Origin of the sequence: uncultured Sanguibacteroides sp., assembly GCF_900543425.1 — a bacterium.
In the GTDB taxonomy this organism is placed as follows: domain Bacteria; phylum Bacteroidota; class Bacteroidia; order Bacteroidales; family Marinifilaceae; genus Gabonibacter.
Map to the genome: position 1 here is coordinate 163,525 of NZ_UQRQ01000005.1, position 16,063 is coordinate 179,587.

Here is a 16,063-nt window from a genome sequence, read left to right on the forward strand (position 1 = left end):
TGCAAAATTAGTAATTTTAACCGTCAATCTAAAAACTAAATGTTAAAAACTAAAAATACAACACGACATCATCTATTTCCACATAAAACAAATACATTTTATACACTCTTATCTCTCTATTTATTTCCGGCTTATATTCTTTAAAACTACAAACGTCTTATCTATTAAAGAATTATCCACAACTACCGTAAATTCATTCGTGGAAGAAATAACCTCGGTCAGGTTAATTCCCTCCCAAGACAACTCTTTCATTATGCTATAATAGAAACCGGGTTGCAGGATATTTCCCTTAGGCAATTTTAGCGTCACGGAAGATAAACCGCTTTGTTTAAATATACATTGCTCTCCTTTAAAATAGTTATCGATAGCCGTCTCCATCGTATCGCTCACAACTAAATTCGTCTCAAACACGCCCTGTACCATCGTGTAAAAAACCTCCTCTTTTTGGGAAATATTTTTTAATACCCGAATATGACACTCCAACAATGTATTGGAATTTTTAAACGTGTAATCGCATAAATTACTTCGCAATATGATATCTCCCATATTATTAAGCAATTTATTCAACTGCACCTGCTCCCGAACTTGAAAATAGGGAGCCAAACGATTCAAGGCCATAACTATCGCTCCCGGATTAACCTCCTTTTTCAACGCCGCCTCCACCTCTGATTTGATCTGCCGGGCCAAAGCCGAAATATTAATCAACCCCATGGCTAAAGACTCCGACAGATAGGGTTTATGCTTTACGATATCTTCTACAACCTGTGCTACACTTAACATATTTATTAGTCTAAAAAGTTTATAAAATTCATAAGGTTCGTCATATCAATAAGGTTTAAATCTTAATCACAAAATCCACATATTCATTGTAGATTTTAGATCAATCGAATTCAGTGATTCAATTTGAATCTCACAATCTCTAAATCGCTTAATCTCAGAATCCTTTAATCCACAATCGTCAATCTACAATTAATATAGTTCTATCCACTCGTAACCGTTCCCGGTTTGATCCATATACCGGATAAAATCCCCTACTTTTACAGCCAAAGAGGCTCGATTATCATTCGGATGAAAAGAGAGTTTTTGGGCCTTTTGTAAATTCTTATCCAAAAAAACATGTACATGATGTTCAGCGTCATTGATTAACCCGAAAGGACTCACGGAACCGGGACGCAAACCTAAGTATTTCTCCATTCTTTTCTCCGAAGCGAAACTCAATTTACCCTGTTGCAGCTTTTTCTCCAAATCATGAATGGCCAAATCGTGGTCACAATCGAATATGACTAAATAATGACGGTCTCCTTTATGATTCCGAAAAAATAAATTTTTACAATGGGTACTGTCCAGATTCTTCCAATATTGTCTGGCAAGCTCTATGGTCGGGGCCGCCGGATGCTCCACATAATCAAATGTAATCCCCAACGCTGCCAACGTTTCATATACTTTCTCTTGTCCTACCATTATATTACAAATTTCAAAAAATCACCTTATCTCTTAATCACTAAATCACATAATCATCTAATCTCTTAATCATCTAATCTCTCCATTTCCCTTGCCACGTATCTCTCTCTTCCAAGCGTTTCTCCAGCATGGCCGCAAACTCAAAATTCTTCACGCCCCATTTAGGAGCAACCAGGTAATCCGAAGGAGCCTGATTCACGAAACGCTCTAAATAAAGATCCGGTCGTACACGCTCTATCACATCCGCCACGAACTCCAGGTAATCTTCCAACGAATAGAGTCGAAATGCTTTCGGATCCATTGCATATTGCTCAGCCATACGAGTTCCCTTTATTATTTGTAGCTGATGCAATTTCAATACCTGTATCGGCAATTCGCTCAACCGGATAGCTCCGGTCAGCATCTCTTCCCGGCCCTCTCCGGGCAATCCGAATATCAAATGAGCACCGACCGCAATCCCTCGCTTAGCTGTCTCCCGAATAGCCCATTCCGATTCGGCAAAACCATGTCCTCTATTGATCCGACCTAAAACCTCATCGTGAACCGATTCGACACCGTATTCCACGCAAACATATCTTTCACGAGACAATTCTCCCAAATAATCTAAAATATCCGGGGTAACCGTATCCGGACGAGTACCGATTACCAAACCGACTACCTTCGGATGCGATAAAGCCTCCGCATAGCGCTTCCGCAGAACATCTATCGGTGCATACGTATTCGAGTAAGACTGAAAATAGGCCAAATATTTCTGCCCCTTGTATTTCGCATCAAAAAAGCGGATCCCCTCTTCCAACTGCCGGGCTATGCTCCCTGCACACCGGCAATATTCAGGCGTAAAACTCTCGTTATTACAGAAAGTACATCCTCCTGTTCCTTTAGTTCCGTCCCGATTTGGGCAAGTAAACCCTCCATCAAGAGAGAGCTTTTGCACCCGTTCCCGAAATAACGCTTTAAAGAATGTCGGATAATCCCTGTATCTTCTCTGTTTCACATCCATTTAACAACAATCTCATTCTATTTATTACGAATGACGAAAATACACTTTTTCTGTTAAATATTTAACAGCTACTCCTTTTTTTGTGATTTTTTATCAAAAAAAGTATGTTTACTCATCATAATACTACATTAATTCTATTTTTAGTCATTCCATCTTAGAATTATTTTGCTTTCCGAGTTCCATAAAATAATTAAAAATAAAAAGCTAAATTTACATCCAAAAATGGGAAAGAAGTGGAAGTTTTTTTATTCTCATACGTTTGCATAATTTTTAATATAAAACGCTATTTCAGAATTAAATAAAAAAAATTATATTTGCACCCCTAATCCGGTTGCCGTTGCGCCAGACGTTTTCCGGAGTTAATGTTTTGAAACAGAAGAATGATCTATATAAATAATCGTCTCCTGATAGGCAGGAGACAAATGAAAAATCTAACAGAATTATGAGTACGAAGTACGTTTACACTTTTGGCGACGGAAAAGCAGAAGGACGGGCAGACATGAAAAATTTGCTCGGAGGTAAGGGCGCCAATCTTGCCGAAATGAATCTTATCGGAGTTCCTGTACCAGCAGGGTTCACTATCACGACAGAAGTTTGCACGCTCTACAATCAGGAAGGACGTGATGCTGTTGTAAAACTAATCGAGTCCGATGTAAAAGCAGGTATTGTTGCAACTGAAAAGTTAATGAATGCCAAATTCGGTTCAAAAGGCGAAGCCTTCCCTCTTTTGGTTTCCGTTCGTTCCGGTGCCCGGGTTTCCATGCCGGGAATGATGGATACGGTTCTTAATTTGGGTATGAATGACGATGCGGTTAAGATCGTTGCCGAGAAATCCGGTAACGCTCGTTTTGCATGGGACTCTTACCGTCGTTTTGTACAAATGTACGGCGGTGTGGTCATGGGAGTTGCTGCAGCCAAAGGTGAGCACGATCCGTTCGAAGCCGAAATCGATAAATTAAAGTTAGAAAAAAACATCGCGAGCGATACCGATTTCACGACAGAAGATTTACAGGTCTTAGTAAAAAATTTCAAAGAGGTCGTTAAAAATAAAACCGGTAAAGATTTCCCTACTTGCCCGTGGGAGCAATTATGGGGAGCTATTTGCGCCGTATTCGATTCATGGATGACCGAGCGTGCCATTCTGTATCGCCAACTAAACCAAATCCCTGAAGAATGGGGAACTGCCGTAAACGTTCAGGCCATGGTATACGGGAACATGGGAAATAGCTCCGCTACCGGAGTCGCTTTCACTCGCGATGCTTCAACCGGAGAAAATATTTTCAACGGCGAATATTTGATCAACGCCCAGGGAGAAGATGTGGTAGCGGGAATCCGTACCCCCCAAGAAATTACCGTTGAAGGTTCGCGTCGTTGGGCTAAACAACAAAATATAACCGAAGAAGTTCGGGCCAGTTTCTATCCTTCCTTAGAGGAAACCATGCCGCAAGCTTTTGCCGACCTCAATGCCACTCAACAAAAGTTGGAGGATTATTTCCACGATATGCAAGACTTGGAATTTACCATTCAGGACGGTAAATTATGGATGCTTCAAACCCGTAACGGAAAACGCACGGGAACGGCTATGGTAAAAATGGCTGTCGACATGTTGAACGAAGGGCTAATCGATGAAAAAACGGCTCTTCTCCGTATGGAACCGAACAAACTGGATGAATTACTTCATCCGGTATTCGATAAAGAAGCAAAAGCAAAAGCGAAAGTTCTGACAAAAGGTCTTCCGGCTTCTCCGGGAGCAGCTTGCGGCCGGGTCGTATTCTTTGCAGACGAGGCTGAAATCTGGAAAGACAGAGGAGAACAGGTTATCCTGGTTCGCTTAGAGACCTCTCCCGAAGACTTAAGAGGTATGCATGTTTCAGAGGGTATTCTGACAGCTCGCGGAGGTATGACCTCTCATGCGGCTGTAGTGGCCCGCGGTATGGGTAAATGTTGCGTTTCCGGAGCCGGAGCTATCGTGGTAGATTACGAAAAACGTTGTTTCTCTATAAAAGATACGATCATTTATGAAGGAGACTGGATCTCATTAAACGGTTCTACCGGAGAAGTTTATCTCGGACGGGTGGAGACCGTTGAGGCCGAACTTTCGGAAGATTTCCGTACGATCATGCAGATCGCTGAAAAATATACCCGTATGCATGTGCGTACCAATGCCGACACTCCGCATGACGCCAAAGTAGCCCGTGCATTCGGAGCAAAAGGAATCGGACTGTGCCGTACGGAGCATATGTTCTTCGAAGGAGATCGTATCAAAGCCGTTCGCGAAATGATCCTGGCTGATGACGAAAACGGTCGTCGTGCCGCCTTGGAAAAATTACTCCCGATGCAAAGAGGAGATTTCGAAGGTATATTCGAAGCCATGGACGGGTTAGGAGTAACCGTTCGTTTGCTGGATCCTCCTTTGCATGAATTTACCCCGAACGAATTGGAGGCCCAGATCGAAATGGCCCGGGAAATGGGTATTACGGCTGAAGAGGTAAAACAAAAAGTAGATGCCTTGCACGAATTCAACCCGATGTTGGGTCATCGCGGCTGCCGTTTAGGAAACACCTATCCTGAAATTACCGAAATGCAGGCTCGTGCTATCATCGAAGCAGCATGCAACCTGAAATTAAAAGGATTGGATCCCCGTCCCGAAATCATGGTTCCTCTCGTAGGTGACGTTAAAGAGCTAAAATTACAGGCTGACATTATTCGCAAAATAGCCGACTTGGTATTTATCGAAAAAGGCGTAAAAGTAGAATACATGATCGGTACAATGATCGAAATCCCGCGTGCAGCCATTACGGCAGATTTGATCGCGGAAGAAGCTGATTTCTTCTCGTTCGGAACCAACGATTTGACACAGATGACATTTGGGTTCTCCCGGGACGATGCCGGTAAATTCTTACCGATATACATCAACAAAGGAATTCTGAAAAACGATCCGTTCCAGATCTTGGATCAAAACGGAGTGGGACGTTTGGTTGAAATGGGAACACGCTTAGGTCGTTCTACCAATAAAAAACTGAAAGTCGGTATCTGTGGCGAACACGGAGGAGAGCCTTCTTCTGTCATTTTCTGTGACAAGGTAGGTATGAACTATGTTTCCTGTTCTCCCTTCCGTGTGCCCATCGCACGCTTAGCCGCCGCACAAGCTGCTATCATGCATGCCGAGAAGTAAATTTTCGAGATTTATAAATAAAAAAAGAGCCTGCTAAATCAGGCTCTTTTTTTATAACGACCACTACTTAATGATTGGCCGAAAAATAATTATCCAACAATTGAAATGCCGCTGCAAAAGAGCTGAGTTCGTTATCCTGTACTCTTCGTTCAGCGTCTTTAATAGCCTCTTTCTGACTTTGATAGAACCGATTACGTAACTGTTCATCGATAGTTTCATACATCCAATATTTTGCTTGTTCACTCCGATGATGCTCAAAATAACCGTTCTGTTGGGTTTCACTACAATAATGCAGAATATTTTCCCATATTTTATCGATACCCGTTTTCTCGTAAGCAGAACAAGTCATGACCTGAGGCTCCACTCCCGATTCGTGAGGCGGAAAAAGATGAAGAGCATTTTGTAATTGTACTTTTGCCAACTCGGCCCGGGTTATATTATTTCCGTCGGCTTTATTAATAATGATGGTATCCGCCATCTCCATTATTCCCCGTTTGATTCCTTGCAATTCATCTCCGGCTCCGGCAATCTGTACCAGAAGGAAAAAATCGACCATGGAGTGTACCGCCGTTTCACTTTGCCCCACTCCTACCGTCTCGATCAGAATGATATCAAAACCGGCAGCCTCACAAAGCAGCATGGCTTCCCTTGTTTTCCGGGCAACTCCTCCCAACGAACCCGCGGAAGGAGAAGGACGGATATAGGCATGAGGATCACACGCGAGCTCTTCCATCCGGGTCTTATCTCCTAAAATACTCCCCTTGGAACGTTCGCTACTCGGGTCTATGGCCAACACGGCAATCTTATGTCCCTGAGCTGTCAAAAACTTACCGAAAGCCTCGATAAAAGTACTTTTCCCTGCACCGGGAACTCCCGTAATACCGATTCGTACGGATTTTCCCGTATTCGGTAGACAACGGTTAATCACACTCTGTGCCAATGCCTGATGGTCCACCCGGGCACTCTCTACCAACGTAATAGCCTGACTTAAAATATTAATATCACCCCGAAAAATACCGGACACGTAATCGTCCGTAGTCAATGTTTTTTTTCTGATCTGCTTTAACCTTTCAAGGATAGCCGGATTCACCGGATCGGGCTGTTCTATCCCCTTGTTCACGGCCAGTCCCTCATAACAGGCATCGTTCTCCGGATGTTCTATATCTTGCTGCATAACTTTAATATTAACCTTTACGCGAAGATAAAGTTTTAATTGCAAATTGACGATTAAAATAACGAAACGATTCCATGATTCAAAGCATCAAGTTTAATCTCTGAATCACAGAATCAAATATAAATGAAGAGACGAACGATTAAAGCATATCCATCCCAATTCCTCAATCTAAAATTTACAATTGTCCATTGTTTAACCGCAATAGAAATAACGATTGACCAATTCCATTATTTTTTCGGAATGCTCTCCTATATCCCGACGCAGCGTACGATCATTGTATTTTCTCAGCATCTCGATGGTTCCATCAATCAAACGAGGGGCAAACACACCATATTTTTCAAATATAGCCCGTTGTTGTTGTAAAAAATCAGCAGACTCGGCACAAGAGGCCGGCAATTGACTCAATCGGTCGACCACGGCCTTATTCGCCTCATCGAATATATTCACATCCACGTAACGCTCTTTTGCATAGGCCAAGCCATTCTCCATTTCAAAACCATGACGGGCGGCCACGGCTAAACCGGCCAACAGCAGATAGATATCGGCCGAACCGTCCGGACAACGAAATTCAACCGTCTGCTTTACACTATGATCCACGTGAGATACCTTTTCCAGGGGATTGGCATCTTTCACCATTTCATTCGCCCCGGTTGTCCATCCCAACGGCACGCGAACCAACACGGAACGATTCCGGTCTCCCCAACAAATATTAGTCGGAGCCTCCTGATGAGGCACCAACCGGAAATAAGAGGTCGGATTCGTGTTTCCGAATGCCGTCAACGAAGGAGCCAAATCCAAATAGCCGGCAATGGCCTTTAAAGCATTATCGGTCAACACGCCGTCTTCAATCATCTGATTCTTTCCCCTCTTCATCAAACGAGTATGAACGTGTAATCCGCTTCCCGCCTTTCCGACCGTAATCTTCGGGGCAAACGTCAAATCCACGCCATATTGATAAGCCAATGTTCTTAATATCCATTTGGCTATCATCAATTGATCCGCAGCATCCTCCAATGTCGTCGGCAGAAATTCTATTTCGTTCTGCTCGTACATCAAATCATCCTTCGTGAAGTTTCCTACTTCCGAGTGTCCATATTTTATCAAACCTCCGGTTTCCGCTATATATTTCATTGCCAGCATTCGCAACTCCTGCCCCTTATTGAAAGGAGTCGATTCATGGTATCCTTTCTGCTCCGAAGCCAAAAAAAGTTCCTCTTTATTGCTCACCACATAATATTCCAATTCACCCATCACCTCAAACTCCATTCCAGTAACCTCCTTAAGAGCCTCATGTGCCTTTTTCAAAGTATATTCCGGCGACATCTCCAACGGTTTCCCGTCTTTCGTGTAAAAACTACAAAGGATATCGATAGCAGGAACCTCACTAAACGGATTATGGAAAGCGGTCCGATAACGAGGCACTACGTACAAATCACTCGCACCGGCTTCTATATAGGGGAAAAGACTGGAACCGTCCACCCGTTCGCCACAACTCAAAATACTGTCCAAATGTTCCAGACTATTTATTATAAAATTCAATGTTTTTAAACGACCATCAGCTCCTGGATACCTTAGATTAACCATTTTAATATCATTCTCTATGATGTAACGAATAATATCGGCCTTTGTGAACTCTTTGGGGATTTTTCCTAAAAACTGCACCAACGGATCGGGATTCAAAGCAAATTCTGGAATCATAACGCTGTTATTTAGTGAATACTTATAAACTTTCTCTGTAAAAATAAAAAAAAGTTACTACAATCATGTTACAGCAGGTCAAAATATTACACGAAAAAGCTCAAACACGTATTCGCAAACACAAAAATCAAGAATTAAAATAAGGGATATCGGTCAATAACCGAAACTCTCTCTCCTCGGTCATTTCTCCACAATAAAGCTCACACCCGTTTGTAATAGCCACAAAACGAGCCGCAACAGAAAGATTATAACGAAAAGCCTGATCGAAAACCACTTGTGAAAGAGGTACTGTCGGGGCCTTACACTCCACGATCAGATAAGGTTTTCCTTGTCGATCGTAGCAAACCAGATCGAAACGCTGTTTTAACCCACACACCTCCACCTCTTTTTCCACGGCAATCAATCGCACGGGAAATCCCCGGTAAGTTACCAGAAAATGAATAAAATGCTGTCTCACCCATTCTTCGGGAGTCAAAACGACGTACCGTTTGCGAACGACATCGAAAATCAGCGTTTGTCCTTGCTGCTTTTTCACTTTATAATCGAACGAAGGCAGGCATAACTCTTTCATCGGATAATATATGAGACATCACACAAATTTACTCTTTTATCTTTAAAAAGCTACTATCTCCGTAACTCAAGAAACGGAAATCATGCTCCAAGGCATACCGATATACTTTTTTCCAATCCTCACCGATGGCTGCGGCAACTAAAAGCAATAACGTACTCTGCGGCTGATGAAAATTAGTAAACATGGAGGATATCACCCGAAACCGGTAACCGGGCACAATGATGATCGTTGTTTGCGCCTTTAACATTTCAGTATCCTGTTCCTTGTACCATTGCAATAAAGAGGCCATAGCCTCCCGTAAGGAGTAATGCCGGGGTAAAGTATAGACCTCCCACTGCCCCAATATATTAAAATTTTTATCACCCTCTAATCGCTTTACCCCCATCCAATACAAGCTTTCCAACGAGCGAACAGAAGTTGTTCCGACGGCAATAATATCATCCGGATACTCATAAAGATGCTCCACCAATTCCCGTTGTATGGAAATATGCTCCGTGTGCATGGAATGTTCCCCGATGGTCTCGCTTTTCACGGGTTTAAAAGTCCCGGCTCCCACGTGAAGAGTCAACTCCTCTATCATGATCCCTTTTGCCCGTAACCGATCCAAAACGGATATACTAAAATGTAGTCCCGCCGTTGGTGCCGCAACAGAACCTTCATTTTTTGAATAGACGGTCTGGTAACGAATCTTATCGTTTTCTTCCGAATCCCGGTTCAAATAAGGAGGAATAGGAATTTTACCGCAATGCTCCAACACCTCGCTAAAACTAATCGGATCATCCCACTCGAAACGAACAATAACATCATTTTCCTCTTGCTTCACCCGGGTCGCCTTCAATCGTCCCTCTACCCCATCCCAATGATAACGACATACGATGATTCCTTCTTTCCATTTCTTTAAATTCCCGACCATACACTTCCATTCGCAACTTCTCACGGCGGCAAAATTCTGGACATAGTCAGCAGGTAAATAGGGTTCAAGGCAAAATACCTCGATGGCAGCACCGGTTACTTTCTGAAACAGGATACGGGCATAAATAACTTTTGTATTATTAAAGATCAGAGTCTGTCCGGCATTCAGCATATCGGGTACTTCATTAAAGTGACGTTCCCGGATTTTTCCTTCCTCATATACCAACAATTTAGAGGCATCCCGATTCTCCAATGGAAATTTAGCAATCCGTTCATCCGGCAGATCATACGTATACTCTTCTATGCGAATACCTTTTAACTCTTCTAACATACGTTCAAATTTTCAGACGAAAATTTTCTTCGTCCATAATATTGTTTTAATTTTGAAGGGACAAAGATAATTTGAAAAATCGAGAATGTGAAAACAAAAAAAGATATCGTTGAAGACTGGCTTCCCCGTTACACGGGGCGTCCTTTAGAAGAGTTTTCGAAACACATCATACTAACCAATTTCGATTACTACCTGGAACTTTTTTCAGAAAAATTCCAAACACCAATCGTCGGAATTGACAAAAACATGCCCAATGTTTCCAGTAATGGAATCACCATGATCAACTTCGGGATGGGAAGTGCCAATGCCGCCACCATTCTGGATTTATTGTCCGCCATAGAACCGGAAGCCGTTCTCTTTCTGGGAAAATGCGGCGGCCTCAAAACCAAGCATCTCGTGGGTGACTACATTTTGCCGATTGCCGCCATCAAAGGAGAGGGTACATCCAACGACTACCTTCCCAAAGAAGTTCCGTCCCTTCCGGCCTTCAGTATACAAAAAGCTTGTTCGAAAGCGATCACTAAAAATCAAAGAAGCTATTACACGGGAGTCGTATACACGACGAACCGACGGGTATGGGAATTCGACGATCGTTTTAAAGAATATTTGATTACAACCCGCGCATTAGCCATCGACATGGAAACGGCAACCATATTTACCGTGGGTTTTGCAAACCGGATTCCCACGGGAGCCCTTCTTTTGATCTCCGATCGCCCCATGATCTCGGACGGTATCAAAACAACGGCCTCTGACAAGATCGTGACTCAGAATTTCGTTCGCCAACACCTTGATATCGGCCTTGAAACGATGAATGATATCAAAGATAAAAATTATTCCATGAGGCATCTTATATTTTAAATTAATATCGTATTTTCGTTGCAAAAATAAGGATTATGGGGAGGTTTTTCATTTATATATTGATAGGTATCGTCTTGCTTTACTCTTGCAATAGCAATAAAGAGAGAAAGCAAACGGCAGAAAATGCGATTTCAAATTCAATCACCACTCAGCATACGGATACGATTCAAAGTACGGACACTCTTGCCAAAGTCCAAGTAGAAGATCCTTATTTCAATTTCGGTGAGATGCAAGAAGGAGAAATTGTTACACACACGTTCAAATTCAAAAACACGGGTACGAAGAATCTGATCATCACCAACACGGAAAGCAGTTGCGGATGCACCATCCCCAAATACGATAAAAAACCTATTCCACCGGGAGGAGAAGGAAAAATAGAGGTTGAATTCAACTCTTCCGGCCGAATGGGTAAACAATACAAAGTTATTCATATCTTTGCAAACATTCCGGAAAAAAGTTTTACTTTAAAAATAACGGCAAATATTAAAAATTAATACAAAACAGTAAACTATGAACACAATTTTCATGTTAACATTACAAGCGCAAGCTACCCAAGGCGGTGGTATGATGTCATTTTTACCTTTAATCCTGATTGTTATCGTTTTTTGGTTCTTCATGATCAGGCCGCAAATGAAGAGACAAAAAGAACTCAGAAAATACAGAGAATCCTTACAAAAAGGAGATAAAGTAATGACCACGGGCGGTATCTTCGGCAAGATTGTCGAGATCAATGATTTCACGGTCATTATCGAGGTCGAAAGCCAGGCAAGATTAAAAGTGAGTAAAGAAGCCATCGTCAAGGACATGACGGATGTTCCGGCTAAATAAAAATCAAATACTCTTGCAGATTGTAAATTGAAATTATTTCATTGATTGATAATCAGTTATTAACTTATAATCACTCGATCGCTTAATAACATAGTTCGATCTAAAATTTACGATTTACAATCTGCAACTTAAAATTGTCAATTTACAATTAACATGCGTGATTTATTCGGTAGAATCGGTCATTTATTTAAAGAACGGAAGCATCTGCATTTAAAACGCAATATTATTACTTATGGGGTATGCCTCATCATTGCAACGGTATTGTGGTTTTTAAATACGTTAAACAAGGAGTACGTGACACAGATCACATACCCCATACGATACACGGATATGCCCAAGGGAAAATTACTTGTTTCCGAGCTACCGCAAGAGATGACATTGGAGATCAGGGCTCATGGTTTTGCCTTGTTACGCTATAAAATAGGAACCTCTTTCTTACCCATCGTATTCAACGTGAACAGTTACAGTAACGGTGTACTCGACAAGAAAGATATACTGGACTATACCCTGAATACGACAGACATTAAGGACAGAATTGCCGCTCAATTAAATTCGGACATCAAACTATTGAATATCACTCCGGAAACCATACAGTTCCAATTCTCCAAGTTCGAAAGTAAGGTCGTACCCGTACAACCTCGAGTGGAGTATTCGTTGAAAAAACAATACATGCTGAAAAACCCGATATCCGTGCAACCCGACAAATTAACAATTAGCGGTCCGGCTTCCGTCATCGATACGATCCGGTACGTGCGCACCCTCCCTGTCCGCCTTAAAGATCTATCCAAAGATATCACGAAAAATGTCTCATTTGAAGAAATACACGGTGTTCAACTGGGTGACGATAATGCAAAAATCCTGATCGAAGTGGAACGTTTCACCGAGTCTAAAAAGAACGTGACGTTAACCGTAAAGAATTTACCGGATTCTCTACAAATGCGATTATTTCCCAGCATCATAGATGTTACGTTCGACGTGGGACTTAGTCGATACGATCAAGTTACGGATACAAGTTTCAGGTTTAGTGTGAATTATGATCAGATCACTAAAGGTACTACAACCTTAAACGTAACACTTGAGAAATACCCGCCCTATATTCAAAACCTCTCTTTCTCGCCTGAACGGGTAGAATTTCTTATTGAAAAAAAATCAAATAAACGGTGATGATGAAAATCGGTCTGACAGGAGGGATCGGTAGTGGTAAGACAACCGTATCCCATATTTTTCAAGCACTCGGTTATCCGGTGTATATTAGCGACACAAGAGCCTCCTGGTTAATCAATCACCACGATGGAATAAAAAGGGCCCTGGTCTCGCTCTTTGGAAAATCCATTTACCTATTAACGGGAGAATTAGATAAAAAAAAATTAGCCTCCCTCATATTCAATGACAAAGAGAGGATCGAGCAAGTCAATAAAATCGTCCACCCGGTCGTGACGGAAGATTTTCTGGAATGGAGTAAAGCACAGAACACTCCCTTCCTTTTTTTTGAATCGGCAATCCTTTTTGAAGCCGGATTAACTTCTATCTTCGATTATATAATCACGGTCACGGCAAATCGGGAGACCCGTATCCAACGGGCCATGAAAAGAGATATGGTCGGTCGGGAAAAAATAATAGAACGTATCGACAATCAACTACCGGATGCGAAAAAATGCCTGCAATCCGACTTTATCATCTACAATAACGATTCCGACCGTCTTTTGGAACAAATCATTGAAATCGTAAAAAAACTAAAAGCTTAAAATAGGGGCCATATTGTTCGGGAAACTTTATATTTTTGCGAGAAAATATAACAATATAGAGGCCTCTGCAATACTCAATATTATGGGAAAATACGGAAAATGGATAGGAGCAGGATTAGGATTTGCCATGGGTGGTCCTATCGGAGCATTATTTGGTTTCTTTATCGGGTCGGCTTTTGACTCTCCAACCGTTATCAAAACGACACAGGAAGGCCCCACAACCTCCGGAAGAGGTGATTTCTTATGCAGTCTGGTCGTATTGGCTACCGCATTAATGAAAGTCGATGAAAAAATCACACGTAATGAATTGGATTACGTGAAAATCTTCTTTAGAGAAAATTTCGGATTGGAAGGAGAACGGGAAGCGTTGGCCATGATCAAAGAGATTAGGGACAAAGAGATCAGGATCGAGCCCATATGTATCCAGATTCGACAGAACATGAATATACACGCACGGATTCAATTACTCTATTTCCTTTTCGGATTGGCAAAGGCCGATGGAAATGTATGTAATCGGGAAATCGGGTTACTGGATCGGATTGCCGATTTGTTGGGAGTAGATTCCACTACTTACCGATCCATAAAATCCATGTATTACGACGATTTGAATTCAGCTTACGGTGTTTTGGGAGTTGACCCGTCTGCAGACAATGAAACGATCAAAAAAGCTTACCGGAAAATGGCCATGGAGAACCATCCGGATAAAGTAAGCTATTTGGGAGAAGACGTACGTAAGGCTGCAGAAAAGAAGTTCATGGCCATCAATCAAGCGTATGAAAAAATAAAGAAACAACGAGGTATATAAAGCCATGTGAATTTCATTTCTAATTATCATTTTATTTCCTCCTTTCGATTATATTTTATTTTTACTTTTACTTTTAAACATTGATTCGTATTTTTGCAGCCTCATTTATAACACATCAAAAAAACAAAGTATGTTAAAAGAGATTTTATCCATATCAGGGAAGCCGGGTTTATACAAGCTAATCAATAATACCCCCAATGCCCTTATTGTTGAATCATTAATTGACGGTAAACGTTTTCCGGCATACTCCAATGCCAAAATTATTGCTTTGGAAGATATTTCCATATACACGGAGGACGAAGATATGCCGTTAAAAGAAGTATTCAAGCGCATTTATGAAAAAGAAAACGGAGGCCAGACCATTAGCCACAAAGAGTCTTCCGCCAAAATTACAGATTACATCGAATCCATCATCCCGGAATACGACAAAGATCGGGTATACGTTTCCGATATGAAAAAGATGTTACAGTGGTATAACCTCTTATTGGAAAAAAATATCTTACTATTCGACGAAGAGAAGCAGGAAGAGAGTAAGTAATTCTTCTAAAAGATGTTTAAAAAGAACTCACTAATCTACTTTTTAAACATCTTTTTTACATAAAGTTTCAGCCAAAACTATGGGTAACTCTTATTTCCAGTTCAAACAATTTATCGTCCATCAAGAAAAATGTGCCATGAAAGTGGGTACAGATGGAGTTTTACTCGGGGCATGGGCTGACATCCGGGATAAAAAACGTATTCTCGACATCGGAACCGGAAGTGGATTAATCGCTCTTATGGCTGCCCAACGTAATCCGATTGCAGAAGTCCATGCTATCGAGATTGACCCGGAAGCTTATTCCCAAGCAAAAGAAAATATCATCAACAGTCCCTGGAGCGACCGTATAAAACTTTTCTTAGGAGCTATTCAGCAATTCTCTCCCGGAAAGGGTTACGATGCCATTTTATGTAACCCTCCGTTTTTCATTCATTCGACACCTACACCTTTACCGGAACGAACTTTAGCAAGACATTGCACGACCTTATCTCATGAAGATCTTTTCATTGCCGTACAAAAACTTTTACTTCCGGGTGGTTTATTCTATGCTATTCTCCCGGTAGCGGAAGCAGAGAACTTCATAGGATACATTAAGACACAAAAATGGTTTATTAACAAATTAACGAAGGTTTTACCTAACCCCGGTAAAGCCCCCAAACGTTTGCTTATGCAGATTTCCGATCGGGAAACTCTTTATCAGGAAGAAGTGTTAATCATTGAGACAGAAAGACATGTATACCATGAAAGTTACAAAAATCTAACCGTAGATTTTTACCTGAACGACTAATCATTTCGTTTTAAATTATTTCACCTCTCCCCTCAGATTTAAATCTCTATACAGAAAAGATTAACGAAGTGTTAACTATCTAATCACTACCTTCATTTTATCTTTGTAATGTAGAAACAGATAAAAAGACACAGTTTTTTTTCATAAGTTTGTATGTTTAGGTTAGTAGTTAGTAATTAA

16 protein-coding genes are annotated in these 16,063 nt (G+C 41.4%); 9 read left to right on the plus strand and 7 right to left on the minus strand.

The window, feature by feature from the left end; genetic code table 11:
• Window positions 1-120: 120 nt before the first annotated feature.
• The 3 genes from QZR76_RS04290 to QZR76_RS04300 all read right to left on the minus strand — a co-directional run bounded on the left by QZR76_RS04290 (window position 121) and on the right by QZR76_RS04300 (window position 2,461).
• On the minus strand, window positions 121-780 hold the full coding sequence (locus QZR76_RS04290) for an aspartate kinase (protein WP_294140714.1): 660 nt from the start codon (window positions 778-780) through the stop codon (window positions 121-123).
• Between the two features lie 189 nt (window positions 781-969).
• Window positions 970-1,461, minus strand: a complete 492-nt coding sequence (locus QZR76_RS04295) for a prolyl-tRNA synthetase associated domain-containing protein (RefSeq protein ID WP_294140715.1) — start codon at window positions 1,459-1,461, stop codon at window positions 970-972.
• A 73-nt stretch (window positions 1,462-1,534) separates the two neighbouring features.
• Window positions 1,535-2,461: a TIGR01212 family radical SAM protein gene (locus tag QZR76_RS04300; protein ID WP_294140716.1), complete on the minus strand. Its 927-nt coding sequence runs from the start codon at window positions 2,459-2,461 to the stop codon at window positions 1,535-1,537.
• Window positions 2,462-2,903: 442 nt separating this feature from the next.
• On the opposite strand from QZR76_RS04300, the gene ppdK reads away from it, so the two are divergent.
• On the plus strand, window positions 2,904-5,636 hold the full coding sequence (gene ppdK / locus QZR76_RS04305) for a pyruvate, phosphate dikinase (RefSeq protein ID WP_294140718.1): 2,733 nt from the start codon (window positions 2,904-2,906) through the stop codon (window positions 5,634-5,636).
• Between the two features lie 67 nt (window positions 5,637-5,703).
• Here ppdK and meaB read toward each other — a convergent pair whose 3' ends face one another.
• From meaB to QZR76_RS04325, 4 genes are all read right to left on the minus strand, one after another.
• Window positions 5,704-6,810, minus strand: coding sequence for a methylmalonyl Co-A mutase-associated GTPase MeaB (gene meaB, locus QZR76_RS04310; protein WP_294140720.1), 1,107 nt, complete (start codon window positions 6,808-6,810; stop codon window positions 5,704-5,706).
• A 192-nt stretch (window positions 6,811-7,002) separates the two neighbouring features.
• Window positions 7,003-8,508, minus strand: coding sequence for a glutamine synthetase family protein (locus tag QZR76_RS04315; RefSeq protein WP_294140721.1), 1,506 nt, complete (start codon window positions 8,506-8,508; stop codon window positions 7,003-7,005).
• A gap of 127 nt (window positions 8,509-8,635) precedes the next feature.
• Window positions 8,636-9,079, minus strand: a complete 444-nt coding sequence (locus tag QZR76_RS04320) for a type I restriction enzyme HsdR N-terminal domain-containing protein (protein ID WP_294140723.1) — start codon at window positions 9,077-9,079, stop codon at window positions 8,636-8,638.
• 28 nt (window positions 9,080-9,107) lie between these two features.
• Complete coding sequence (locus QZR76_RS04325) at window positions 9,108-10,322, minus strand: S-adenosylmethionine:tRNA ribosyltransferase-isomerase (RefSeq protein ID WP_294140725.1); 1,215 nt, start codon at window positions 10,320-10,322, stop codon at window positions 9,108-9,110.
• 87 nt (window positions 10,323-10,409) lie between these two features.
• On the opposite strand from QZR76_RS04325, the gene QZR76_RS04330 reads away from it, so the two are divergent.
• The 8 genes from QZR76_RS04330 (at window position 10,410) to QZR76_RS04365 (ending at window position 15,883) form a co-directional block, all read left to right on the plus strand.
• A complete protein-coding gene (locus QZR76_RS04330) occupies window positions 10,410-11,180 on the plus strand; it encodes an AMP nucleosidase (RefSeq protein WP_294140726.1) in 771 nt (256 codons plus the stop codon).
• Window positions 11,181-11,215: 35 nt separating this feature from the next.
• Window positions 11,216-11,674: a DUF1573 domain-containing protein gene (locus QZR76_RS04335; RefSeq protein WP_294140728.1), complete on the plus strand. Its 459-nt coding sequence runs from the start codon at window positions 11,216-11,218 to the stop codon at window positions 11,672-11,674.
• Between the two features lie 16 nt (window positions 11,675-11,690).
• Window positions 11,691-12,008 (plus strand): preprotein translocase subunit YajC, encoded by a 318-nt coding sequence (gene yajC / locus QZR76_RS04340; RefSeq protein WP_200889860.1) that lies wholly within the window; start codon window positions 11,691-11,693, stop codon window positions 12,006-12,008.
• Between the two features lie 153 nt (window positions 12,009-12,161).
• Window positions 12,162-13,172, plus strand: coding sequence for a YbbR-like domain-containing protein (locus QZR76_RS04345; protein WP_294140730.1), 1,011 nt, complete (start codon window positions 12,162-12,164; stop codon window positions 13,170-13,172).
• Complete coding sequence (gene coaE / locus QZR76_RS04350; RefSeq protein WP_294140732.1) at window positions 13,172-13,753, plus strand: dephospho-CoA kinase; 582 nt, start codon at window positions 13,172-13,174, stop codon at window positions 13,751-13,753. Before QZR76_RS04345 ends, coaE begins: the two co-directional genes overlap by 1 nt.
• Window positions 13,754-13,835: 82 nt before the next feature.
• Window positions 13,836-14,558, plus strand: coding sequence for a TerB family tellurite resistance protein (locus QZR76_RS04355; RefSeq protein ID WP_294140734.1), 723 nt, complete (start codon window positions 13,836-13,838; stop codon window positions 14,556-14,558).
• A 130-nt stretch (window positions 14,559-14,688) separates the two neighbouring features.
• Window positions 14,689-15,096, plus strand: coding sequence for a DUF5606 domain-containing protein (locus QZR76_RS04360; protein ID WP_294140736.1), 408 nt, complete (start codon window positions 14,689-14,691; stop codon window positions 15,094-15,096).
• Between the two features lie 79 nt (window positions 15,097-15,175).
• The gene (locus QZR76_RS04365) at window positions 15,176-15,883 is read left to right on the plus strand and encodes a methyltransferase (RefSeq protein WP_294140738.1); all 708 of its coding nucleotides are present in this window, start codon (window positions 15,176-15,178) and stop codon (window positions 15,881-15,883) included.
• The last annotated feature ends 180 nt before the right edge of the window (window positions 15,884-16,063 follow it).